The sequence below is a fragment of the Thermithiobacillus tepidarius DSM 3134 genome (assembly GCF_000423825.1).
In the GTDB taxonomy this organism is placed as follows: Bacteria; Pseudomonadota; Gammaproteobacteria; order Acidithiobacillales; family Thermithiobacillaceae; genus Thermithiobacillus; species Thermithiobacillus tepidarius.
In genome coordinates this window covers 1-23126 of record NZ_AUIS01000018.1, presented here as the reverse complement: position 1 = coordinate 23126, position 23126 = coordinate 1, and the positions used below count along the sequence as shown (strand labels likewise).

The following is a 23126-nucleotide window of genomic DNA, read 5'->3' as shown; positions in this document are numbered from 1 at the left end:
CCAGCGCCTGCGGCCGCGTCGACACCTGCTGCGGTGGCTTGGGCCTGCCGATAGGCTCGGCCGGCATCCCCGTCTGGACGGCTCATGGCCAGAGCGGCAGATTTATCTGCTGGACCGCTGCCGCAACGTGGTGGCAGGCTATGCGAGGCTACCCCGCTTTAACTGGCCGGACGAATTTTTGGGAGCGAGACATGGGTCACCGCCTGAGCAAGATTTACACCCGCACCGGTGACGACGGAACGACCGGGATCAGCAATGGATCGCGCCTGCCCAAGGACCACCCGCGCGTGGCCGTGATGGGGTCAGTGGACGAGCTGAATGCCACACTCGGCATGGTGCTCGCGGAAGCGGTTCCCAAAGATGTGCGGGAGGTGTTGAGCAGCATCCAGCACGAACTTTTCGACTTGGGAGCAGAACTGAGCTGTCCCGTCCTGCCGGCAGATGAGGAAGCGACCAAAGCAAAGTTTCGCATCCAGACGCGCGCCGTGACTTGGCTGGAGGAAACCCTGGATCATTACAATGAGCAGATGTCACCCTTACAGGAATTCATCCTGCCCGGGGGCACACGCGCCGCCGCAACGTGCCACTTGGCTCGCACGGTATGTCGCCGCGCTGAGCGGGAATTGGTTACGCTGGCCCGCACAGAAACCGTCAATCCGAACAACATCACGTATTTGAACCGGCTCTCCGATCTGCTCTTCGTGTTGGCGCGAGTGCTGAACGGCCATGGCCGGGATGATGTACTCTGGCAACCGGGCCGGCACCTCGGCTAGAGCTGCCCACACCCTAAACAGCGAACGCTCACCCCAAAGTTTCCAGTCACCCTTATCGATAAACATGCCCGAGACCACTCCCTCAAAACCCTGGTGGCGCCCAGGCCGCCACTGGATGCCTCACTGGAGCACCTGGCTGATGATCGCGGCCGTCGCCTATCTGTGGTGGCGCCCGCCGGCCTGGATCAGCGACCCCATGACGCCGGCGCCGCCCATCCGCGCCCAGCTCCTGGACGGCCGGAACTTCGATCTTGCCCAGCATCGCGGACAGGTGGTCCTGATCAACGTCTGGGCCCCCTGGTGTCCGCCGTGCCGGCGGGAAATGCCCGCCATGGCCGACTATTACCGCGCCCACCAGCACCAGGGCTTCACCATCCTGGCGTTGGCCGACGACGAGCTCGCCGCGGTGCAGGACTTCGTCGCCGCGGAAAAGACCCCATTTCCCGTCGCCCTGCTGAGCACCGCCGAAGGCACCGCGGGCCTGGGCGAAATCAACCGCATTCCCACCTCCTTCGTGGTGGACCGGCAGGGCCGCATCGTGCACCGGGTGACCGGCCCCTTGCATCCGGGGCGACTGAAAAGCTTGATCGATCCCTTGTTGTAGGGTAGGGTTCCCTGAACCGACTTCCTCCCAGAATGGAAGCGGCACAAGAACAAGGAAGGAACACATGTCCCACGCCACCAGCCTTGGCGCCTGCCTGCGCGCCCTGTCCCTGCTTGCCGCCGTCGCCCTCAGCGGCTGCGCCAGCCTCACCACCGGCCCCCAGACCGCCGCGAGCCGCGCGCCGGACGGCTACGCCCAACTGCCGCAGGCCAAGCCGGAAGTGGTCAGCTACGCTCTGAGCCTGCAGGGCACGCCTTACCGCTACGGTGGGAGCTCCCCCCGCGAGGGCTTCGACTGCAGCGGCTTCGTTTATCATGTCTACGGCCAAGACGGCCTGCGCCTGCCGCGCACCAGCAGCGAGATGGCCCGCGCCCTGCCCGCCATTTCAGCGGAACAGCTGCGCCCTGGCGATCTGGTCTTTTTCAACACCAGCGGCCGCCCCTTCTCCCACGTGGGCGTTTACATCGGCAACAACCAGTTCGTGCACGCGCCCAGCAGCCGCAGCCAGCACGTCAAGATCTCCAACCTGAACGAAACCTACTGGAAAGCCCGCCTGGAAGGATTCAGGCGCCCGGAAAGTCCGGGACAAATAGCCGCACGTTAAAGGCCCATCAAACAAAAACGGGCCCTGACGGGCCCGTTGCATTGCGTTGCAGCGCGATTACTGCATGCCGCCCGGCTGCATTCCTCCAGGCTGCATCTGCATCCCACCCGGTTGCTGCATGCCGCCCGGCCGCACTTCGCGGGTCGTCCGCTCCACGGTGACCGTGGTCCGCACTTCCACGCGGCGGTTCTTGGCGCGGCCGGCCGCCGTCTTGTTGGACGCGATGGGCCGGCTCTCGCCGAGCCCTCTGACCTGCATCCGGTCCTCCGCCACGCCCTGCTTGGCCAGCTCGTTCTTGACCGCTTGGGCGCGGCGCAAAGACAGCTTGCGATTGTACTCGATGGTGCCGATGCTGTCCGTGTGGCCATCCACGGTGAAGTTGGCATCCGGATACTTCTGGGCAAACTGGGCGATCTCATCCAGCTGCTGACGCGCCGACGGCTTGATCTTGGCGGAATCGAAATCAAAATTGGCCGCTTCGATCACCACCGGCCGGTGCTCCAACAGGGTGCGCTCCACCTCCGTCACAGGCGCGGGCGCCGGCATCGGCTCGAGTTGCGCGGGCGGCACCGCCGGCGGCAGGGCCGGTGCGGGCGCGGGCGTCGGAGCCGGCGCGGCCACGGGCTGGGGCATGGGCTTGCGGCCGCCCCAGGCAAAGCCGACACCAGCGGTGAGCTTCAAATTATTGAGGACGCCGCCCCGGTCAGCCGGTGTATTCCACAGCATCTGATCCTGGGCATCCACACGCAGATCCAGACTGCGGCCCACGCGGTGCTTGTAGCCAAGGCCCCAAACGGTCATCAGATGCTCGGTGCGCTCGGTGCTTTGCGGAAAGCGGTTGCTGGAAGCACCCACGCCGATGGTCATGAAGGGGGTGCTGTCCCGGTCAAAGGCGTAGAGCACGCCGACCAGGGCACCGGTGAATTGGCCGCGGAAGCGGTCATCGGTCAGCGTCTTGAAAGGCGTGTGCGAATAGTCGAAGTCCAGTTCGGCACCGAAGTGCGGGGCCAGCCGGGTGCCGAGACGCACACCGCCGGTACCGGCATTGTTCTTGCTGCCGAGCCCCAAGAGGGCGTCGCTATCGTAGAAAGTCGCGCCGCCGTAGATGTTGCCGTAAATTTCACCCACCGTGGCGCGATTGCTGCCCACCGGGCTTTGAGCCAAGGCGCTGGTGCTGAGTGTGGCTGCGATCGCGGCCACCAGAAGGGTCGACTTGCGCATAAGATTCTCCTTGTTGGTTCGTGTTTATCAACGATCTTCTGCACTTCAAATAAGCACTGAAAGGCGCAGGAATTTGTGTCATCATTACAACATTCCTTGCCTTTGTCCGGCACTGCCTCGACCAAAAAAATTCTTTGTGCGGCTATAATATGCAAAAGTGAAGCCTTTTTCTACTAGCTAAGGTATTAGGACTGAGGTCGGATGGCTGTGGGCAAAAAGCAGCATCTTTTGTGGATTTAAATATTCCTTTCTTTGACTTCGAATAACGGAGCATTTCCAGAATGGCCAATCTAATTTGCGGTTCGCTGGCTTACGACACGATCATGGTCTTTCCGGATCAGTTCAAGCGCCATATTCTGCCCGAGCAGGTGCACATCCTGAACGTTTCCTTTCTGGTGCCCAGCCTGCGCCGGGAGTTCGGCGGCTGCGCCGGCAACATCGCCTACAACCTGAAGCTGCTCGGCGGCGAGCCGCTCATCATGGCGACGGCGGGACGCGATTTCGGTCCTTACCAGGAATGGCTGGCGCGCTGGGGCATCGATACCCGCCACATCCTGGTCCTCGATGAGCATTACACGGCCCAGGCTTTCATCACCACAGACCTGGACGACAACCAGATCACCGCCTTCCACCCGGGCGCCATGAGCGAGGCCCATCTGACCCAAATCCGGCAAGCGCCGCTCGACGCCGTCAGTTGGGGCATCGTCTCCCCCGACGGCCGCGAGGCCATGCTGCAGCACGCCGCCCAGTTCGCCGAAGCCGGCATTCCCTTCATCTTCGATCCGGGCCAGGGCTTGCCTATGTTCGATGGGCCGGATCTGCTCAACTTCTTCGAGCTGGCCTCGGTGGTTACCGTCAACGACTATGAGTCCAAGCTGATCGAAGCCCGTACCGGGCTGACGGCCGCCCAACTGGCGGAACGGGTGGAAGCGCTGATCATCACGCGCGGGGAGGAAGGCTCATTGATCCTGGCCAACGGCCAGATGCTGGAGGTGCCGCCTGCGCGCCCCGCCCAGGTGCTGGACCCGACCGGTTGCGGCGACGCCTATCGCGCGGGACTGCTCTTCGGCTTGGAACAAGGCATGGATCTGCAGACCACCGCCCGAGTGGCTTCGCTCATGGGCGCCATCAAGATCGAAACCCACGGTACGCAGAACCACACCTTCGCCTGGAGCGAGTTCAGCACCCGCTTTGCGGAAAACTTCGGCTACAGCTGCGAGTAGCCCTCGATAGCGGAGTGGCCGCGGACGCCCTCCGGGAAGCGGGGGCGTTCACGGTCCTGCCGGTCGGCCGCAAGCAGCGCCGGCGTGTCGTGCAAGTCGGCAGGCCATGACCGGGCGCCCCACGCCTTCATCCCTCGTCAACGGGCAGGTCCTCCGCCTCCCAGACCTCGAAGCCGCCCGCCAGGTTGTAAACCTCCTCGAAGCCCATGTCCTGCAGCGTGGCCGTGGCCATGGCGGAGCGGCCGCCGCTGGCGCAGTACAGCACGACCGGCCGGGCCCGCGCATCGCAGAGGGCGGGGTGGCGGTGCCGGTAACCGGGGTCAGCCGCGCCCTCCAGCATGCCGCGCGGCACCAGAATGGCGCCGGGAATATGACCATCCCGATACTCCTCGGGCTCACGCACGTCCACGATCAGGAGTTCATCCCGCGTCCGCGTCCAGTCGTCCAGCGTCTCCGCGTCGACTTCCTGAATCCGGCGGCGCGCCTCCGCCACGTAGTCCCCCAAAGTCTTGGCCATTCTGCCCTCCTTGTTCAAATATCCGGCCACGTTGCTCCTATCTTATGCCCAAGCACCCGCTTTGCCCACCGGATGGACAAGGCGCGCCGCGCCACCTATCTACACCATCAGGGGCATGGCGGCGCCTGGCCGACTGTTGCCCTTTTGCCAAGGAAGTATGTTAGGCTGTTGCCTCAAAAGAGGCCCAAGTGAACGAGACCCGCGCATTCCCATGCACTACCTAGGCCACCACCCCATTCTCGATCGGAAACAGGCACTGTTCGGCTACGAATTCTTCGTCCAGCGCGACAAGGCGGAATCCGCGCCGGACGACGCCGTGCTGGACTCGGCCTCGGTGCTGGTCAGCCTGTTCAGCGGCCTTGGCGCGGAGCAGGTGCTGGCCGACAAGCAGGGTTTCGTCCAACTCGCCCCCGAGCTCCTGGAGGAGGAAACGCTTTCCCTCTTTCCCCGGGACCGCCTGGTGCTCCAGATCAAGGCCGGCGACCAGGCGGACGCGGCCCTGGTCGAGCGCTGCAACGGCCTGCGTGCTCGCGGCTACCGCTTGGCCCTGGACAATTTCACTCCCAACCCGGTCAGTCTGGCGCTGCTGCCCCTGATGGCCTTCATCAAGATCGACGCCCGGCAGGCGGACGCCGAGCGCATGCAAGCCTACAGCAAAGCCCTGCGCCAATTTCCCGCCAAGCTGATCGCCACCCGGGTGGACAGCCCGGCCACGGCACAGTCCTGCCAGGAACTCGGTCTGGATTATTTCCAGGGCTTCTACTTCGCCCGCCCCGGCCTGCTGGAGGACCGCAGCCCGGACAGCAGCAAGCTGACCATCATCCAGATCCTGAACCAGCTCATGGGCCAGGCGGAGATCGATGCCCTGGAGGAAAGCATCAGCCGCGATGCCGCTCTGTCCTTCAGGCTGCTGCGCTACATCAACTCCGCCGGCCATGGGCAGACGCACGAGATCAGCAGCATCCGCCGCGCCCTGGTCGCCTTGGGGCGGCAGCAACTGTATCGCTGGCTTACCCTCATCCTCTTTGCCGGCACCTCGGATGCACCGCCGTCCGCCCTGGTAGCCACCGCCGCCGCCCGCGGGCGCCTGGCCGAGTTGCTCGGCCAGCAGGCCGGCAACGGCCAGTTCAACCAGCGCGACAGCCTCGACCAGCTCTTCATCGTCGGCATGTTCTCGCTGATGGAGCCGTTGCTCAACACCCCTCTGTCGCGCATTCTGCAGGAGCTGCACCTGCCCGAAGCCATCGTAGCCGCCCTGACCCTGCATCAGGGGCCCTACGGCCCCGTGCTGAGCCTGGTGGAAGCCGTGGAGGCCGGCGACACCGACGCCATGCGGGCCCTGGGCGCCCAGCTGAGCCTGACGGGGGACGTCATCAGCAAAACCTACCTGGAAGCCATGGCCTGGGCCGCCACCCTTTAGGAGCCGCCATTTATGCTCGTCTATCCCGAGATCGACCCCGTCGCCATCCAGATCGGCCCCCTGGCCGTGCACTGGTACGGGCTCATGTACGTACTGGCCTTCCTCGCCGCCTGGCTGCTGCTGATCTGGCGGGGACGCAGTCCCTACTGGGACTGGAGCAAGGACGAGATCTCCGATTTCGTGTTCTATGCCGCGCTCGGTGTCGTGCTGGGCGGGCGGCTCGGCTACGTGCTCTTCTACAACCTTCCCTACTACCTGGCCCACCCGCTGGAGATTTTCGCCGTCTGGCAGGGCGGCATGTCCTTCCACGGCGGCATGCTGGGCGTCATCGTGGCGGGATACCTGTACACCCGCAAGCTCGGCAAGAGCTTTCTGCACTCGGCGGATTTCATCGTGCCTGTGGTGCCCATCGGCCTCGGCTTGGGGCGTCTCGGCAACTTCATCAACGGCGAGCTTTACGGCCGGGTGAGCAGTGCGCCCTGGGCCATGGTCTTTCCAGGCGGCGGACCTTGGCCGCGCCACCCCTCGCAGCTCTACGAGCTGCTCCTGGAAGGTGTTCTGCTCTTCCTGCTGCTGTGGCTCTACAGCGCTCGGCCGCGGCCGCGCGGCGCGGTCTTCGGCCTGTTCCTGGCGGGCTACGGCACCTTCCGCTTCCTGGTCGAGTTCACCCGCGAGCCCGATGTGCAATTGGGTTTCATCGTCGGCGACTTCACCATGGGCCAGCTGCTCAGCCTGCCCATGGCGATCCTGGGCCTGGCCATCATGGCCTGGGCCTACAAAAAGCACGGGGCGGCCCAAAGCCGCCCCGCCTGAGCGCTCCCGTCGTCTGCTTTTTACTGCAGCAGGTTCTCCTCCGGCGCCACGAAATTGAGCCTGGCATCCAGCAGCAGGATGCCCGGCGCCCCGTCCTCGACGGCCCAGGGCAGCAAGCGGACCTGCACGGCATCCGACAGGCGCTGCGCCCCGTCGAGGTAGGCCCCGGCAGCCACTCTCAGCGTCATCTCGTCCGGCTCGCCGTAGACAGGCCAATCGCGGATGTGCACCGGGCGCGCGCCGGCGAACTCTTCGGGCCGGTAATTGATCAAATCCTGTGCCGTGCTGTAATCGGGGAAGAGCAGCAGGCCATGCATCTCCGGCCCGCCTTGACCGCTCTTTTCCCATATCACCGCGTCGGGAGTGTCGGCCAGGGCCGCGCCCATCTGCTCGCTGAAGAGCAGCCAGGGACGGCCGATCTGCTCGGCGTATGCGCAGGCAGCGGCCTTGATCTCGGCCAGATCCCGTTTCACCCATTCCGCCATGCCCATTTGAAATCCTCCAGATCTTGACTCCTTACAATTTAGATAGGGGCAGCAAGTGCAAGTTTCAAGGGTACCCTCTTGGCCGGAGGGACGATCGGCCCCGCCGCGCGGCTCTATTGCCGGGCCGGGTGCGGTCGGTGCGGAAAAAACCGAATTAACGCACGGATATTGCGCAAGATCCCGGAACATGGCGGAAAGCATGGCGCAAGCACGCCGTCCTGGTTCCGGGATGCCGGATTTCCCTGTCGCCGCAGTACAGACTTTGGTTGTATTGTGCTGACTTTTGTCTTGTAGAATGCTAATTCCGTCCTTTCTCAAAGGAGATATCCGTATGAAACGCAAAATCCTAAATACGCTGGTTTTCGGTTCGGTGCTCGCCGGCTTCCTGACCCTGACCGCCTGCAACACCATGGAGGGCTTGGGCAAGGACGTGCAATCCGGCGGCGAGAAGCTGGAAAACACCGCGGAGAAAGCCAACAAGTAACCGGATGACGGTCCCCTCACGGAAAGCTTCCTGTGAGGGGATGCGGTTCCCTTCCCGTCCGTCGCATCCGGCAGCAAAGTCGCGCCCGACTCTCCCAGGCATGCGCATGATCGTCCCTCGAAATCCGTCTCCCCCGCCAACCCCGGCGCCGTCTTGACGCTGTGCAGCCGCACAGGGACAATGCCTCCTCGACAAAACTCCTATAAGGCAACACGACCTGATCGGAGCGGCAAAAGGGGAGAGGCATGGCCATTCGCAAGGTTTGCATTCTGGGCGGCACGGGTTTCGTGGGCCGCCACATCACGGAAAAGCTGAACGCCAAAGGCATCCGCGTCCGCATTCTGACCCGCCAGCGGGAGAGGCACCGGGACATGCTGGTCATGCCCAACGTGGAACTGATCGAAGCCAATCCGCTCGATCCGGCCGCCCTGAGCGCGTATCTGGAGGGCATGGACGCGGTCGTCAACCTGGTCGGCATCCTCAACGAGCGCCGGACCGGGCGCAAGGATCTGCCCCCGAAGCGGCGCGGCGACTTCCATCAGCTGCACGTGGAACTGCCGCGGCTGGTGGTCAACACCTGCGCCAAGCTCGGCGTGCAGCGGGTGCTGCACATGAGCGCCCTCGGCGCCGACCCGGTGGGCCCGAGCGCCTATCAGCGCTCCAAGGGCCTGGGGCAGGAGATCGTGCGCCAAGCCGGCGAGGACAGCGCCGCACTGGGCTGGTTCACTTACCTGAACGGCCCCAAGCTGGTCTGGGGGCGCGGCCTGCAGGTCACCATCTTCCGGCCGTCCATCATCTTCGGCCGCGGCGACAGCTTCTTCAACCGCTTTGCCAGCCTCCTGCGCCGCATTCCGCTCTTCCTGCCCCTGGCCAAACCCAGCGCCCGCCTGCAGCCCGTGTGGGTGGAGGACGTGGCCGAGGCCTACGTGCGCGCCCTGGAAAACCCCCGCACCTTCGGCCAGATCTACGACCTGTGCGGCCCCAAGATCTACACCCTGCGCGAGCTGGTCGAATACACCCGCAGCCTGATCGGCAGCCATAAGGCGGTCCTGAACCTGCCCGACTGGATGGCCTACGCCCAAGCCGGCGTGCTGGAGCATCTGCCCGGCAAGCTGCTCACCGGCGACAACCTGCGCAGCCTGTCCGTGGACAACGTCTGCACCGGCGAGAGCTTCCCGGCCGTCTTCGGCATCCAGCCTACCCCCGTGGAAGCGGTGGTGCCGACCTACCTGGGCAAGAAAAGCCGCACCGAGCGCCTGTCCCGCTATCGCCATGGCGAGCGGGAAAAGGAACTATAAACCGCCGGCTCGTCCGCGCCCGCCGAAGCCGGGCAGCGGGCCCGACAGCTCCCGACCCAGGGCCAGCACCTTGAAAAGCTCGCCCATCTCGCTCGGCAGGGTCAGGCGCTTGACCTGGTTGGCCAGCGCCATCTGCACCGCCGGATCCGGCGACAAGGAAGCCATCAGCACCTCCTGCAGGCCGGCGTCCAGCAGGAACTGGGCTTGGCTGGCGTAGCCCAGCAGCGTCAGCCCGGCCCTCTCGCCTGCCGCCGCCATGGCGGAAAAATCCACGTGCGCCGTGATGTCCTGCAGGCCGACCAGCCTCAAGGGGTCGCCATGGGCATGGTGCCGGTAGTGGCACATGAGCGTGCCCATGCTGCGCTGGGAGTGGTAGCACTCGGCGGCGGGGAAGCCGTAATCCACCAGCAGCAGCGCCCCCGTCCGCAGGCGCCCGCCCAGGTCGGCGATCCAGGCCTCGGCCGCCAGATTGACTTCCGACTGATAAGGCGCGGCCAGACGCGGCGCAAGCTGCGCCAGGCGCTCGGCCAGCGCCCCGATCGGCGCCGCCCGGTCCCAGGCGAAGGCCCCCCCCGCCCAGCGCACCGTGCGCTCCCACGCCTGCCCGCTCTCGTCCAGTTCGAAGGCGTGCACCGGCATGGCATCCAGCACCTCGTTGCCCAACACCACCCCGGTGATGCTCGCCGGCGGCTCGTCCAGCCACTGCACCCGCGCCAGCAGATGCGGCACCCGGCTCTCCAGGCGCTGGCGCTGGCGCGCGCGCAGGTCGGGGCTCACCTCCAGGATGAGGTAGCGCTCGGGCAGACGCCCCAGCCGTTCCAGGGCCGCCAGCAGGTCCGCCGCCAGGGCGCCGCTGCCGGCGCCGGCCTCCAGCACGTCTCCGCCCGCCTGCGCCAGCACCGCCGCCGCCGTATGGGCCAGAGTGCGGGCGAAGACGTCGCCCAGCTCCGGCGCGGTGACGAAATCCCCGCCGATGCCGAAGCGCGTCTGTCCCGCCACGTAATAGCCAAGGCCCGGCGCATAGAGGGCCAGATGCATGAAGCGGTGGAAGGGGATGGCGCCGCCCTGCTGCGCCATATCGGCACGGATGAGCGCCGCCAGCGCCGCCTCGTGGGCGCGCTCCTCGGCGCCGGGCTCGGGCAGTTGCGGGGGCTGGCGCAGGTTGACTGGCGAGCCCGAGTTGAGACAATGGGGAGAATCAGACATGGCCTTTTCCGGAGACGATCATGGCAAATAGGCAGGCGGAGCAACGAGTGGCCTTCATTACCGGCGCGGCCAAACGGGTCGGAGCGGGCATCGCCGAGCACCTCGCCGCCCGGGGCATGCGCCTGGCCATCCATTATAACCGATCCCGCGCCGAAGCGGAGGCGCTGGCGGCCCGGCTGAGCGCCGATCACGGCATCGAGGTCCTCACCTTGCAGGCGGACCTGCGCGACGTTGCCGTGCTACCGCTGCTGGTGGACAGCGTGCTCGACCGCTTCGGTCGCCTGGATGCCTTGGTCAACAACGCCTCGGCCTTCTACCCCACCCCGGTCGACGAAGTCAGTCCCGAGCAGTGGGACGACCTGCTCAACACCAATCTGCGCGCGCCCTTCTTCCTGGCCCAGGCGGCCGCCGCCGCCCTGCGCGACAGCCAGGGCGCCATCGTCAACATCGCCGACATCTACGGCGAGCGCCCGCTGGCCAACTACCTGCCCTACAGCGTGTCCAAGGCCGGGCTCATCATGCTGACCAAGGGGCTGGCCAAGGACCTGGGACCGGCCATTCGCGTCAATGCCGTCGCCCCGGGCGTGGCCCTGTGGGCCGAAGGCAAGCACCCCGCCGAGGGCACGCGCCAGGGTATCCTGGCCAAGACCGCCCTCAAGCGTGCCGGCAGCCCCGCGGACGTGGCTGCGGCAGTGGCTTTTTTCCTGCTCGATGCGCCGTACGTCACGGGACAGGTGCTGGCGGTGGATGGGGGGCGCGGCGTTTATTGAATCATGACTCGCGATTCGTGAATCGTGATTTGAAGCTGGAGCGAATGGGCGGCCCCGTCAGCCCGACGCGCCGGCTGGCTGCAAGCACGGAAGCGGGCACGGCAGGAGCATCCCCTCACGATCAACGGCACCGGCCGCCACCACATCCGGATCTGCCCGCGCCGACGGCAGCTGAACGGTGACCCACCGCCCCATCAACCCTCCACTCTTAGCTCCACAGCCCGCAATCCGCCGAGCTGCCCCCGATCAAAATGCAGCCAGTGCCAGGCCAGCGTCCGGCCGGTGGCCGGATGCACGAAATCCGGCGCCAGGTCGCTCAGAGGCTTGAGCACGAAGGCGCGGGTGAGAATGTCCGGGTGGGGCAGCCTGGGATCATCACCGAGCCGGTCATCGTAGAGCAGCAAGTCCAGGTCCAGCGGAAAGGTGCGCTCCCGCCGCTGCACCCGGCCGCAACGGGCCTCGATTTCGCGGAAGCAGGCGCGCAGATCGGCCGGCGCCATGGCGGTGCGGAAGCCGGCCACCAGGTTGTAGAAAGGAGGGCCGCCGAAGCGGCTGTCCGGGCTTTCGTAGACCGGCGAGAGGCGCACGGGCGCGAAGCGCTCACGCAGGGCTGCCACCGCCAGGCGCAGATGCGCCTCCCGCCCCTCGTTGCTGCCCAGGCCGACGAAGACGGAGGCCGCTTCGCCCGCCTCCGCGCCGGTCTCAGTCACGCTGACCCCGCTCGATCTGCACGCCCACGTCCCGCGAGCCGCGGATGGCGCCCGGCTTGTGCAGGGTGACGCGCACCCAGCGCACGCCGTACTCGTTCAGGACGATGTCGGCGATGCGTTCCGCCAGGGTTTCCACCAACTGGAACTGGGACTCCTCCACGAAAGCGATCAGGCGCTTGGCAATGTCCTTGTAGTTGACCGTATCCTCCACCCGGTCCGTGGCGGCGGCGCGGGCCACGTCGGCGGCCATGTCCAGGTCGATCAGCAGCGGCTGCTTGACCTGCCGCTCCCAGTCGTAGATGCCGATGATCGCCTCAACCTTCAATTCGCGCAAAAAAAGCAGGTCCATGCATCCCTCCTCCTGTGAGGCGGACACTATAAGCGATTCAGACCTTGACGACACCCCCCGCGAACCGTTCCAATGAGCGGATGCAGACCGCCATACTCGTCGTCGTCGCCTATCTCATCGGTTCCATCACCACCGCTGTCCTGGTCGCCCGCGCCCTGCGGCTGCCCGACCCCCGCAGCCTGGGCTCCGGCAACCCCGGCGCCACCAACGTGCTGCGCATGGCGGGCAAGAAAGCCGCCGCGCTGACCCTGCTGGGCGACCTGCTGAAGGGCGCCATTCCGGTATGGCTGGCCCGCGGCCTGGGGCTGGATGGCTGGGATCTGGCGGCGGTGGCGCTGGCGGCCTTTCTCGGCCACCTCTTTCCCGTTTTCTTCGGTTTCCGCGGCGGCAAGGGCGTGGCCACCGGCCTCGGCGTCTATCTCGCCCTGTCCGTGCCGCTGGCGCTGGCCTTGGCGGCCGTGTGGCTCACCGTGGCCCTGCTCTTCCGCATCTCCTCCCTGGCCGCCCTGAGCGCCGCAGTGAGCGCGCCGCTGCTCAGCCATTGGCTGCTGCCGGGTGCGCCCTACCTCACCCTGGCCATGGTGCTGGCCCTGCTGCTTCTATGGCGGCATCAGGGCAACATCCAACGCATCCTGGCGGGAACGGAAAAGCGCATCGGCGAGAAGGCCTGAGTCTGCACAGGCCGGCATCCATTTCCCTGCGCGGGTGAACGCGCTACACTGGCTTGGCGGCACCACCCGACACCAGCCGCGGGAGCACGGGTACTGTGCTGAACTCATCCTTCGACGAGGAGGTCATCATGGCAAAGCTTGTGCGTCTTTTCCTGTGGATCATCCTCGGCGCGGCCATGCTCAACAGCCCCGCCTGGGCTGCCGACAAGGCCGGTTTGTTCGTCAACCTGTCCTCCGATGCGCCCCATCGCGCCGAGATGGCGCTGACCTTTGCGCAACGTCAGCTGAAAAACGGCCATCCGGTGGTCATTTTCCTGAACCTGGAGGGCACCCGCCTGGCCGCTGCCAAGGCAACGCCAAGGGCGGGCAGCAAGGCCCCGGGCATGCTCAAGGCCTTCATCGCCGGCGGCGGCAAGGTGATTGCCTGCCAGCACTGCATGGAACAGTTGGGCATGAAGGACGACGATCTGCTGCAAGGGATAAGGAAGGGCAACCCGGACGTCACCGGCGCCGCGCTTTTCGACGACAGCACCCGGTCGATCAGTTGGTAGCACCCCGGCGTGCGCGCGCGTCGCGGTGAGCGGACCGGCAGCCGGCTGCGCGACTAATCCCAGATGTTCCACTCCTCCATCCGCTCGCGGATCCACTCCGCCAGCTTGATGGCCGGGCGGTAGCCGGGTGAGAGATCCTGGGCGGACTTGGCCGCATCCAGGGCGCGGCGCAGCTTGCCTTGGTGCAGGTAGTAGCGGGCCAGGTTCATGTACGCCAGATGCGGCGCGTCGAAATACTTGGATTTCAGGGCGCGTTTGAGGGCGAAGAGGGCCTCGTCCACCCGGCCGGTCTCCATGAAATAGGCGCCCAGATCGTTCCAGGCATGACCGAACTCGGGATCGAGCTTGATCGCTTTCTTGCAGGCGGCGATGGCGGCGTGATGGTCGCCGCTCTCGGCCAACGCCCAGCCCATGAAGGTCCAGACCACCGCGCTTTCCTCGTGCGTCAGGGAGCGCTGGTAGCAGCGGATGGCTTCCGGCAGCCTGCCCACCTGCTGCCAGTCCAGCCCTTCCCGGAAGTCCTCATCCGACAACACCCGTGCCTGAATCAACGATTCTTCACTGACCGTGTCTCTCATGCGGGAACCCCCAATTGCTCCAATGGCCAGCGGGCCCGCACGCAGAAATCCGGCGAGGCGTGTTCGCCCGCCTGGAGGCGCAGGGCACCGGCCAGGGCGATCATGGCGCCGTTGTCCGTGCAGAACTCGGGGCGGGGATAATAGACCTCCGCCGGCAACTGCTTCAGCCGCTCGCGCAGGCGCCGGTTGGCGCCCACTCCGCCCGCCACCACCAAGCGCTGCAAGCCGCTGTCGCGCAAGGCGCGCTGGCACTTGACGAAGAGCGTTTCCACCACCGCCTCCTGGAACGAGGCGGCCAAATCGGCGACCTGCTGCGGCGTGCCCGGCGCCGTCCATTGGCGCACCTGGTGCAGCACCGCCGTCTTGAGGCCGCTGAAGCTGAAATCCAGCCCGGGCCGGTCGAGCATGGGCCGCGGCAGGGACACCGCCGCCGGGTCGCCTTGCTCGGCCCGGGTGCTGATGGCCGGTCCGCCGGGATAGCCCAGCTGCAGCAGCTTGGCGGTCTTGTCGAAGGCTTCGCCGGCGGCGTCGTCCAGGCTCTCTCCTAATAAAGTATAGCGCCCGATGCCGTCCACGCGGATCAGCATGGTGTGGCCGCCGGAGACCAGCAGGGCGATGAATGGGAAGGGCGGCGGGTCCGGCTCCAGCATGGGCGCCAGCAGATGGCCTTCCAGATGGTGCACGCCGATGATGGGCACGCCCCAGCCGTAGGCCAGGGTGCGTCCCAGCGTGGCGCCCACCAGCAGCGCGCCGATGAGACCGGGGCCGGCGGTCACGGCCACGGCATCGGGCCGCTGCACGCCCGCCTCGCCCAGCACCTGGCGGATGAGGCCGGGCAGACGCCGGACGTGGTCACGCGACGCCAGTTCGGGCACGACGCCGCCGTAGGCCTGATGAATGGGGATCTGACTGAACAAGGCGTGGGCCAGGAGACCGCGTTCCGTATCGAACAGCGCCACCCCCGACTCGTCGCAAGAGCTTTCTATTCCTAATACCTGCATAGCCGCATTGTTGCCCTTGAGCCATTCCGGGTCAATGTCTCCACTGAGACAAGCCCCGGCGGCAAGCGTTCTTGTCCTGGCATCCTGCAAAGGTCGAAGGACAGGGCGGCGTCCATCCGGCCGATCGTACCAAAGTCTTTTGACACTCAAAGGGCACATGCCTATAATCCCGCCTTTCCGGAAAGCCATTGGCGCCAATTTTCAACGAAAGGTGAACGCGATTCATGCCTACTGTTCGAGTGAAAGAAAACGAACCCTTTGAAGTTGCCCTCCGCCGCTTCAAGCGCTCCTGCGAAAAAGCCGGCGTGCTGTCCGAAGTCCGTCGCCGCGAGTTCTACGAAAAGCCCACGGAAGAGCGCAAGCGCAAGGCCGCCGCGGCCCGCAAGCGCACCCTGAAGCGCCTGCGCCGTCAGCAGCAGCGTCTGGTGCGCATGTACTGAAAGCATGAGCCTCAAGGCCCGTATCACCGAAGACATGAAGGCCGCCATGCGGGCCAAGGACAGTGAGCGCCTGCTCACCATCCGCATGCTGCTGGCGGCCATCAAGCAGCGCGAGGTGGACGAGCGCATCGAGCTCAACGACGAGCAGGTGCTCGGCGTCGTCGAGAAGCTCATCAAGCAGCGCAAGGACGCAGCCGGCCAGTATACGGATGCCGGCCGCCAGGAGTTGGCCGACAAGGAGCTCGCCGAAGCCGCGCTGCTGCAGGGCTACCTGCCCGAGCCCCTGTCCGAGGCGCAGATCGATGCCCTGATCGAGGCCGCCGTCGCCGAGACCGGGGCCGAAGGCCCCAAGGACATGGGCAAGGTCATCGGTCAGCTGCGCCCCACCCTCCAGGGCCGGGCGGACATGGGCCAGGTCAGCGCCAAAGTCAAGGCGTACTTAGCCGGTCTTTCCTGAGCCCCTGTCCGGATCCGCCGGGCATTCCTGTCTGGCCATGCACACCCACCTGGACAGTCTCGATCTCCCCGCCCTGCGTGCCCACTGGCTGGAACACGTCAGCCACTGCTACGGCCGCGACCATGTGGCCGCGTTGCAGCCCGCCGCCATCCTGACCGAGGCCCGCGAGCGGCTGCACTGGAGCGAGGCCCTGCTGGACCTTCAGCGCCTGGGCGAGGACCTGCCCGCCCATGCCTTGCCCGACATCCGTCCCCATCTCAGCGCCGCCCAGCGCCCGGGCGCCTGGCTGGAAGCCGGCGACCTGCTGGACGTCCGCGTCGTGCTGGACGCCCTGCGCGACTACCGCGCCGCCCTGGAACACGCCGCTCCCGAGAACCCGCTGCGTGCCTTGGGCCAGCAGCTGCAAGCGCCCGCCGCTTTGGCGGAGCGGCTGCGCCAAAGCCTGGACGAGGACGGCCAAGTGCGCGACCAGGCCTCTCCGGACTTGGCCCGCCTGCGCCGCCAGATCCAGAGCACCCGCCGCGAGATCCGCAGCCTGCTCCAGCAGCTGCTCGGCCGCGGCGACCTGGCCGATGCCTGGCAGGAGCAGCTCGTCACCCTGCGCGCCGAGCGCTACGTGCTGCCCCTGCGCGCCACCCACAAGGGCCGCGTCAAGGGCATCGTCCATGACCGCTCCGCCAGCGGCGAAACCCTCTTCATCGAACCGCTGGACGTCATCGACCTCAACAACCAGTTGATTACCCAGCAGCAGGACGAGCGCGCGGAAGTGGTGCGCATCCTGCGAGCGCTCACCGCCGCCGTCGGCGAGGCCGCGCCCGCCCTGCTGCCCATGCTGACGGAGATCGGCCGCCTCGACGGCGTGCGCGCCGGCCTGCTGCTGGCGCGCGGCTACGGCGGCGAGCTGCCCGAGATCGACGCCCGCCCGGCCTTCGATCTGCGCACCTTGCGCCACCCCCTGCTCTGCCTGCAGCTGGGACCGGGCCAAGTGGTGCCCGCCGATCTGGCGCTGGGCGAGGCGCTGCGCCAGCTGATCGTCACCGGTCCCAACACTGGCGGCAAGACCGTCCTCCTGAAAAGCGTGGGCCTCGTGCACGTCATGGCCTACCTGGGCCTGCCCATTCCCGCCCGGGGGCGCTGCGGCTGGTTCGGCCGCATCCTGACCGTCATCGGCGACGAGCAGAGCATCGAGCACAACCTCTCCACCTTTTCCGCCCAGCTGCTGCGGCTGCGGCTGGTGCTGGAGCAGGCCGACGCCGACAGCCTGGTGCTCCTGGACGAGCTCGGCTCCGGCACCGACCCGCGCGAGGGCGGGGCCCTGGGCACGGCCGTGGCCGAAGCCCTGTGCCAGCGCAACAGCCTGAGCCTGATCACCACCCATCTGGAGGCCCTCAAGCACTACGCCCTGAATCGCCCCGGCGTGCAGGTCGCCAGCATGCGCTTCGACGTCGAGGCCCTGCGCCCGACCCACCAGCTGCAGTTGGGCCGCAGCGGCGAAAGCCACGCCATCGACATCGCCCAGCGGCTGGCACTGCCCGAGGAGATCACCGGGCGGGCGCGCGTCCTGCTGCAAGAGCAGGAAAGCGCCGTGGACCGGCTGGTGCGCGAGCGGGATCGCATTCTGAACGAAGCCGCCGACGCCCGCCAGGCCGCGGCCGCGGCCGAAGCGGCGACAACCGCCGCTCGGCAGGCCGCCGAAGCGGACCGCCAGGCCGCAGCCGCCGCCCGCGAGCGCGCCTACGAAGAGGCGCGGCGCGAGTGGCAGGATACCCTCGGCCAGGCGCGACGCCAGGTCAAGCAGCGCATCCAGCAGCTGAAGACCGGCCGCGACACCACCGGCGCCGCCCAAAGCCTGAATGAACTCGATGCCCGCTTCCAGGGCAAAAAGCCCGCCACCCGGCCGCAGCAACCTTCTCGCCTTCCCCAGCCGGGCGACGTGGGCCTCTTCCACCCCTACCGGCTGCCGGCCACGGTGCTGCAGGTGGATGCCGAGCACAATCGCATCCAGGTGAGTGCGCGCGGCAAGCAGCTCTGGGGCCGCCTGGACCAGTTCGAGCCCAAGAGCGGCCTGCAGCTGCCCAAAGAGGAGCGCGCGGCCACCGTCAGCCGGCCGGCCGCCGAACCGCGCCTGCAGCTGGACCTGCGCGGACAACGGCGGGACGAGGCCGAAGAGAATCTGCTACGCTACCTGGATGAGGCGCGCGCCCACGGCTTGACCCAGGTCAGCATCCTGCACGGCACCGGCAACGGCGTGCTGGCCGAGATGGTGCGCGCCGTACTGCGGGCCGACCCGCGCGTCAAGTCCTTCGCCATGGCCCGCCCGGAACGAGGCGGCGCGGGCGTGACCGAACTGGAACTCAGCTGATGGGCCTGATCCCCCAATCCTTCATCGACGAGGTCCTGGCGCGCACCGACCTGGTGAACCTCATCGATGCGCGCGTGCCGCTGAAGAAGGCCGGCAAGGACTACGTGGCCCGCTGCCCCTTCCACCAGGAAAAAACCCCCTCCTTTCACGTCAGCCCCGACAAGCAGATCTACTATTGCTTCGGCTGCCATGCCCACGGCAACGCCATCCGATTCCTCATGGAATACGAGCGGCTGTCCTTCCCGGAAGCCATCGGCGACCTGGCCCAGGCCGCGGGACTCCCCCTGCCCGCCGACAACGGCAAGACGGTGGCCAGCACGGAAAGCCATCGGGATCTGCTGGAACAGCTGGAGGCCGCCACCCGTCTCTTCCAGCAGAGCCTGCGCGAGTCGCCGCAAGCCCGGGAGTACCTGCGCCGGCGCGGCCTCGACGACGCCACGATCGAGCGCTTCGCCCTGGGCTATGCCCCGGCCCGCTGGGACTTTCTCCTGCAGCAGCTCGGCAGAAACCAGAGCGGACGCGAAAGGCTGCTCGCCAACGGGCTGGTCGTCGCCCGCGAGCGGGGGGACGGCTACTACGATCGCTTCCGCGACCGCATCATCTTCCCCATCTGGGATCATCGCGGCCGCATCATCGGCTTCGGGGGGCGGGTCATCGACGGGGACAAGCAGCCCAAGTACTTGAATTCCCCGGAAACTCAGCTATATCACAAAAGTGAGGTGCTGTACGGTTTCCACCAGGCCCGCGAGGCCATCCGGGCCGAGCAGCGGGTGCTCGTGGTGGAAGGGTACATGGATGTCATCGCCCTGCACCAGCAAGATATCGCCTTCGCCGTCGCCACCAGCGGCACCGCGACAACCAACGCGCATCTGGAACGTTTATTCCGTGCCGCGCCCGAAATCATTTTCTGTTTCGACGGGGACCGGGCGGGCCGGGAGGCCGCCTGGCGGGCCCTGGAAGGCTCGCTGGAAGCCCTGCAGGAAGGCCGTCTGCTGCGCTTCCTGTTCCTGCCCGAAGGCGAGGATCCCGATTCGCTGATCCGGCATCAGGGACGGGATGCCTTCTTGCAGCGCCTGTCCCAGGCCACTCCGGCGCTCGATTATCTGTTCGATCGCCTGAGCGAGCAGGTGGATTTGCAGCAGCGGGATGGACGCGCGCGCCTGGCCAGCTTGGCGAAACCCTATCTCGACAAGGTGCCGACCGGGCCCATGCGCGTGCTGTACGAGCAGCGCTTGCGGGAACTTGTGGGCTTGGAGCCGATCCAAATCCGTCATAAGCCTCGACCGCAACGCCCCGTGCGCCGGTCCGCGCCCGTACGCCTGTCTTTGGTGGGACGCAGCTTGGCACTGCTCCTGCAGCACCCCGGCCATCCGGCTTGGCGGGAGGTGGACCGGCAGCGGCTGGAGACCCTGGGAGAGCGCGGCATACCTCTGTTTTGTCGGGCCCTTGATATCGTTCTCGAGACACCGCATATCACTACTGCCATGCTCCTGAGCCGTTTCGAGGACGATCCGGCCGCGGCCAAGCTGGCCAGCTTGGCCAGCCGCAATCTGGCCGCCGAGTTCGCATGGAAAGAGGATGACCAGGAGAAGGACATCGCGGGTTGCGTCGAGGCCCTGAACCATCTGGCCCGGCAGGCGCGCTTCGAGGCGCTGAAGCAGCGCGCGGGCAGCAAGGATACTCCCTTGAGCCCGGAAGAACTTCAAGAATTCCTGCTGCTCATGCCACGCCGCCGGCCCAGCCGCGGCAGCTGAGCGGGCCGTGCCAGCGGGCAGGTATGTGAATATTTTAGCAATTGGTTATAATGGTCGGTTCTTCGGCACCGCCCGGTCCGGAAACCGGTTTCCATTTTGGTTGATGAGGTAGGGATACATGGACAACGAGTCCCAACGCACAGAACTGAAACGTTTGATCGCCAAGGGCAAGGAGCAAGGGTTTTTGACCTACCGCGAGGTCAATGACCACCTGCCCGATGAAGCGTTGGATGCCGAGCAGATGGAAAACGTCATCGCCATGATCAACGACATGGGCATCGAGGTCTACGAAGAGGCCCCGGATGACGAAACCCTGCTGCTGGATGAGACCGCCCCTGCCGCTGCCGCCGAGGACGTCGAGGAAGCCGCTGAGGAAGCCCTGGCCGCCGTGGATGCGGACTTCGGGCGCACCACCGATCCCGTGCGCATGTACATGCGCGAAATGGGCTCCGTGGAACTGCTGACCCGCGAGGGCGAAATCGAGATCGCCAAGCGCATCGAGGAAGGTACGCAGCAGGCCATCCGCGCCATCGCCCTGTGCCCCACCACCATCGAAACGCTGCTCAGGACCGCGGAAAAGGTCATTGCCGGAGAAATCCGCCTGGACGAGGTGGTCGATGCCTTCGTCGATCCCAACCTGATGGTGGAGCAGGACGGGCTGGCGGCCGAAGAGGCCCTGGCCGACGAGGACGAGGACCTGATCGAAGAGGACAGCGGCGACAGCGAGAGCAGCGTCGACAAGGGCCCGCAATTGGAAGAGGCCATCGAGCGCTTCCGCGTGCTGCGGGAGAAGTACGACAGCCTGCAGGCGGCGCGGGCCGAGCATGGCATCCGCAGCCCCGAATACAAGGCCATCCAAGCGGAACTGGCCGTCAGCTTCATGGAGATCAAGCTCAACAGCAAGCAGATCGACGTGATGGCCGACCAGTTGCGCGCCCTGGTGGAACGGGTGCGCGAAGCCGAACGCCAGATCATGGAGATCAGCGTCGAAAAGGCCGGCTTCCCGCGCAAGGAGTTCATCCGCAGCTTCCCCGGCAATGAAGGCAATGCCGAGTGGCTGGAATCGGTGCTGGCGTCGGGCAAGCCCTACGCGGCCAAGCTGGCCGACTACCGGGCCGAGCTCCAGGCCGTGCAGCGCCGCCTGCAGGCCCTGGAATTCGAGGCGGGCCTGACCGTGGCCGACCTCAAGGAAGCCAGCCGCCTCATGTCCATCGGCGAGGCCAAGGCGCGCCGGGCCAAGAAGGAGATGGTGGAGGCCAACCTGCGTTTGGTGATCTCCATTGCCAAGAAGTACACCAACCGAGGGCTGCAGTTTCTGGATCTGATCCAGGAGGGCAACATCGGCCTGATGAAGGCGGTGGACAAGTTCGAATACCGGCGCGGCTACAAGTTCTCCACCTACGCCACCTGGTGGATCCGGCAGGCCATCACCCGCTCCATCGCCGACCAGGCGCGCACCATCCGCATCCCGGTGCACATGATCGAGACCATCAACAAGCTCAATCGCATCAGCCGGCAGATGCTGCAGGAGATGGGTCGCGAGCCGAGTCCCGAAGAGCTGGCCGAGCGCATGGAGATGCCCGAGGACAAGATCCGCAAGGTCCTGAAGATCGCCAAGGAGCCCATCTCCATGGAAACGCCCATCGGCGACGACGAGGACTCCCACCTGGGCGACTTCATCGAGGACCGCAATACCGTGGCGCCCGTCGAGGCGGCCTTGAACGCCGGGCTCAAGGAAGCCACCGAGGAAGTGCTGGCCACCCTGACCGCGCGCGAGGCCAAGGTGCTGCGCATGCGCTTCGGCATCGGCATGAACACCGACCACACCCTGGAAGAAGTGGGCAAGCAGTTCGATGTCACCCGCGAGCGCATCCGCCAGATCGAAGCCAAGGCCCTGCGCAAGCTGCGCCATCCCGGCCGCTCCGAGCGCCTGCGCAGCTTCGTGGAAGGCGAAGTCACCACCTTCTGAACCCACCCAAGCCACCCGCCGGATTCCCGGCGGGTGGTGTTTTTTCCACCCGGCCTTTGGGCTACAATCCCTTGTTCCCGAAGCAGTTCAACGGCTTATCCCATCCGGGCCTGTAGCTCAGTCGGTTAGAGCAGGGGACTCATAATCCCTTGGTCCTCGGTTCGAGTCCGAGCGGGCCCACCACACACCCATCCGCCCTCGTCCAAACTCCCCGCAAGCCCACGAAAATGCTGGTTTTTCCGTCATAAGGAACTGGCCCGCCGCCTCGGCGTGTCGCAGCCCTACCTATCCAAGGTGGAGGCCGCCGAGAAGGTCTCTCCAGAGCTGCTGGCGCTCGTGGAAGCGGCGCTGCGGACGGGGGCGCCATGAGCAGCGCGACAACGGTGGCGCACCGTCAGTGGCCGAGATCGCAGCGCTCCGCGCACGCTTAGGCATTGCCGCCCGGCTTGGGGTGAACAAACTGGCAGCGGATCCTGTCCCCTAGCGGGGATGCCCCAAAACACCGAAGACGCCCTCTTTGGAAAGAGTCATCTTCGGGAGCGAAGGACTTCTTCGGCAAGCCGCGGGGAGTGTGGCCGACTACGTTGACTAGTTTGGGTGTCTACCAAATGAAAGCAGCTTGGGCAACGGAGCCCAAGCCGCTTTTGCTTATCCCGTCAGAAGGCCCTGCGTGGCTTTCAGTTCGGCGTGAAGGCATCGAAGTGGATATGTTCCGGCGGTGTGCCGTGGGAGCGCAGCAGTTCGATGGCGGCGTTGATCATGCCGGGCGAGCCGCACAAATAGACCTCGTGCTGCCCCCAGGGCCCGCATTCGTCCACGGTGGGCAGCAGCATCTGCGTGCCGCCGGTATCGACGGCAGTGGTAAA

At 66.2% G+C, this 23126-nt stretch carries 25 protein-coding genes, 1 tRNA gene and 1 pseudogene; 18 read left to right on the top strand and 9 right to left on the bottom strand.

The genetic code is table 11. The features are described 5' to 3' along the window. Positions 1-191 precede the first annotated feature (191 nt). The 3 genes from G579_RS0109570 to G579_RS0109560 all read left to right on the top strand — a co-directional run bounded on the left by G579_RS0109570 (position 192) and on the right by G579_RS0109560 (position 1981). Positions 192-773, top strand: coding sequence for a cob(I)yrinic acid a,c-diamide adenosyltransferase (locus G579_RS0109570; protein WP_028990010.1), 582 nt, complete (start codon positions 192-194; stop codon positions 771-773). 139 nt (positions 774-912) lie between these two features. Further along, positions 913-1377, top strand: a complete 465-nt coding sequence (locus G579_RS0109565) for a TlpA family protein disulfide reductase (protein ID WP_051181340.1) — start codon at positions 913-915, stop codon at positions 1375-1377. A 64-nt stretch (positions 1378-1441) separates the two neighbouring features. Beyond that, positions 1442-1981, top strand: a complete 540-nt coding sequence (locus G579_RS0109560) for a C40 family peptidase (RefSeq protein ID WP_028990008.1) — start codon at positions 1442-1444, stop codon at positions 1979-1981. 57 nt (positions 1982-2038) lie between these two features. On the opposite strand, the gene G579_RS18305 is transcribed toward G579_RS0109560, so the two are convergent. Further along, positions 2039-3202: an OmpA family protein gene (locus G579_RS18305; RefSeq protein ID WP_051181336.1), complete on the bottom strand. Its 1164-nt coding sequence runs from the start codon at positions 3200-3202 to the stop codon at positions 2039-2041. Positions 3203-3483: 281 nt separating this feature from the next. Here G579_RS18305 and G579_RS0109550 point away from each other — a divergent pair, with 281 nt between their 5' ends. After that, positions 3484-4425: a carbohydrate kinase family protein gene (locus G579_RS0109550; protein WP_028990007.1), complete on the top strand. Its 942-nt coding sequence runs from the start codon at positions 3484-3486 to the stop codon at positions 4423-4425. 127 nt (positions 4426-4552) lie between these two features. On the opposite strand, the gene G579_RS0109540 is transcribed toward G579_RS0109550, so the two are convergent. Next, the gene (locus G579_RS0109540) at positions 4553-4942 is read right to left on the bottom strand and encodes a rhodanese-like domain-containing protein (RefSeq protein WP_028990006.1); all 390 of its coding nucleotides are present in this window, start codon (positions 4940-4942) and stop codon (positions 4553-4555) included. A 211-nt stretch (positions 4943-5153) separates the two neighbouring features. Here G579_RS0109540 and G579_RS0109535 point away from each other — a divergent pair, with 211 nt between their 5' ends. Next, entirely contained in the window at positions 5154-6362 is a 1209-nt protein-coding gene (locus G579_RS0109535; RefSeq protein WP_038019252.1) for an EAL and HDOD domain-containing protein, read from the top strand. A gap of 12 nt (positions 6363-6374) precedes the next feature. Next, a complete protein-coding gene (gene lgt, locus G579_RS0109530) occupies positions 6375-7175 on the top strand; it encodes a prolipoprotein diacylglyceryl transferase (RefSeq protein WP_028990004.1) in 801 nt (266 codons plus the stop codon). 20 nt (positions 7176-7195) lie between these two features. Here lgt and G579_RS0109525 read toward each other — a convergent pair whose 3' ends face one another. Continuing rightward, positions 7196-7666 carry a hypothetical protein gene (locus G579_RS0109525; RefSeq protein WP_028990003.1) on the bottom strand — a complete coding sequence of 157 codons (471 nt, stop codon included), beginning with the start codon at positions 7664-7666 and terminating at the stop codon, positions 7196-7198. Positions 7667-7991: 325 nt separating this feature from the next. Here G579_RS0109525 and G579_RS18660 point away from each other — a divergent pair, with 325 nt between their 5' ends. Both G579_RS18660 and G579_RS0109515 read left to right on the top strand, forming a co-directional pair. Continuing rightward, positions 7992-8144, top strand: a complete 153-nt coding sequence (locus G579_RS18660) for an entericidin A/B family lipoprotein (protein WP_081662704.1) — start codon at positions 7992-7994, stop codon at positions 8142-8144. 245 nt (positions 8145-8389) lie between these two features. After that, the gene (locus G579_RS0109515; protein ID WP_028990002.1) at positions 8390-9442 is read left to right on the top strand and encodes a complex I NDUFA9 subunit family protein; all 1053 of its coding nucleotides are present in this window, start codon (positions 8390-8392) and stop codon (positions 9440-9442) included. Here the strand turns inward: G579_RS0109515 and G579_RS0109510 are convergent. Further along, positions 9437-10648 (bottom strand): class I SAM-dependent methyltransferase, encoded by a 1212-nt coding sequence (locus tag G579_RS0109510; protein WP_028990001.1) that lies wholly within the window; start codon positions 10646-10648, stop codon positions 9437-9439. The genes G579_RS0109515 and G579_RS0109510 overlap by 6 nt on opposite strands. A gap of 20 nt (positions 10649-10668) precedes the next feature. Here G579_RS0109510 and G579_RS0109505 point away from each other — a divergent pair, with 20 nt between their 5' ends. Further along, a complete protein-coding gene (locus tag G579_RS0109505; protein WP_028990000.1) occupies positions 10669-11418 on the top strand; it encodes a pteridine reductase in 750 nt (249 codons plus the stop codon). A 194-nt stretch (positions 11419-11612) separates the two neighbouring features. Here the strand turns inward: G579_RS0109505 and folK are convergent, their stop codons facing one another. Together folK and folB are read right to left on the bottom strand one after the other, a co-directional pair. Next, positions 11613-12128 carry a 2-amino-4-hydroxy-6-hydroxymethyldihydropteridine diphosphokinase gene (gene folK / locus G579_RS0109500; RefSeq protein WP_051181334.1) on the bottom strand — a complete coding sequence of 172 codons (516 nt, stop codon included), beginning with the start codon at positions 12126-12128 and terminating at the stop codon, positions 11613-11615. Next, positions 12121-12477, bottom strand: a complete 357-nt coding sequence (gene folB, locus G579_RS0109495) for a dihydroneopterin aldolase (RefSeq protein ID WP_028989998.1) — start codon at positions 12475-12477, stop codon at positions 12121-12123. Before folB ends, folK begins: the two co-directional genes overlap by 8 nt. A gap of 80 nt (positions 12478-12557) precedes the next feature. On the opposite strand from folB, the gene plsY reads away from it, so the two are divergent. Further along, a complete protein-coding gene (gene plsY / locus G579_RS0109490) occupies positions 12558-13148 on the top strand; it encodes a glycerol-3-phosphate 1-O-acyltransferase PlsY (protein WP_028989997.1) in 591 nt (196 codons plus the stop codon). Positions 13149-13276: 128 nt separating this feature from the next. Continuing rightward, positions 13277-13699, top strand: coding sequence for a DsrE family protein (locus G579_RS0109485; RefSeq protein WP_155989798.1), 423 nt, complete (start codon positions 13277-13279; stop codon positions 13697-13699). A gap of 53 nt (positions 13700-13752) precedes the next feature. Here G579_RS0109485 and G579_RS0109480 read toward each other — a convergent pair whose 3' ends face one another. Together G579_RS0109480 and tsaD are read right to left on the bottom strand one after the other, a co-directional pair. Beyond that, positions 13753-14277 (bottom strand): tetratricopeptide repeat protein, encoded by a 525-nt coding sequence (locus G579_RS0109480; protein ID WP_028989995.1) that lies wholly within the window; start codon positions 14275-14277, stop codon positions 13753-13755. After that, the gene (tsaD, locus tag G579_RS0109475; RefSeq protein WP_028989994.1) at positions 14274-15278 is read right to left on the bottom strand and encodes a tRNA (adenosine(37)-N6)-threonylcarbamoyltransferase complex transferase subunit TsaD; all 1005 of its coding nucleotides are present in this window, start codon (positions 15276-15278) and stop codon (positions 14274-14276) included. The genes G579_RS0109480 and tsaD overlap by 4 nt, the downstream gene beginning before the upstream one ends. Before the next feature lie 224 nt (positions 15279-15502). On the opposite strand from tsaD, the gene rpsU reads away from it, so the two are divergent. The 7 genes from rpsU to G579_RS19730 all read left to right on the top strand — a co-directional run bounded on the left by rpsU (position 15503) and on the right by G579_RS19730 (position 22629). After that, positions 15503-15718: a 30S ribosomal protein S21 gene (rpsU, locus tag G579_RS0109470; RefSeq protein WP_028989993.1), complete on the top strand. Its 216-nt coding sequence runs from the start codon at positions 15503-15505 to the stop codon at positions 15716-15718. Positions 15719-15722: 4 nt separating this feature from the next. Next, positions 15723-16175 (top strand): GatB/YqeY domain-containing protein, encoded by a 453-nt coding sequence (locus G579_RS0109465; RefSeq protein ID WP_028989992.1) that lies wholly within the window; start codon positions 15723-15725, stop codon positions 16173-16175. Between the two features lie 37 nt (positions 16176-16212). Next, positions 16213-18537 (top strand): endonuclease MutS2, encoded by a 2325-nt coding sequence (locus tag G579_RS0109460; RefSeq protein ID WP_038019250.1) that lies wholly within the window; start codon positions 16213-16215, stop codon positions 18535-18537. After that, entirely contained in the window at positions 18537-20291 is a 1755-nt protein-coding gene (dnaG, locus tag G579_RS0109455; protein ID WP_028989990.1) for a DNA primase, read from the top strand. The genes G579_RS0109460 and dnaG overlap by 1 nt, the downstream gene beginning before the upstream one ends. A 118-nt stretch (positions 20292-20409) precedes the next feature. Further along, positions 20410-22260: an RNA polymerase sigma factor RpoD gene (rpoD, locus tag G579_RS0109450; protein WP_028989989.1), complete on the top strand. Its 1851-nt coding sequence runs from the start codon at positions 20410-20412 to the stop codon at positions 22258-22260. A gap of 106 nt (positions 22261-22366) precedes the next feature. Continuing rightward, positions 22367-22443 (top strand) — tRNA-Ile (locus tag G579_RS0109445). Further along, entirely contained in the window at positions 22402-22629 is a 228-nt protein-coding gene (locus tag G579_RS19730; RefSeq protein ID WP_081662703.1) for a helix-turn-helix domain-containing protein, read from the top strand. The genes G579_RS0109445 and G579_RS19730 overlap by 42 nt, the downstream gene beginning before the upstream one ends. A gap of 308 nt (positions 22630-22937) precedes the next feature. Here G579_RS19730 and G579_RS19190 read toward each other — a convergent pair. Continuing rightward, positions 22938-23126 (bottom strand): annotated as a pseudogene (locus tag G579_RS19190) ((Fe-S)-binding protein); the annotation flags it as partial.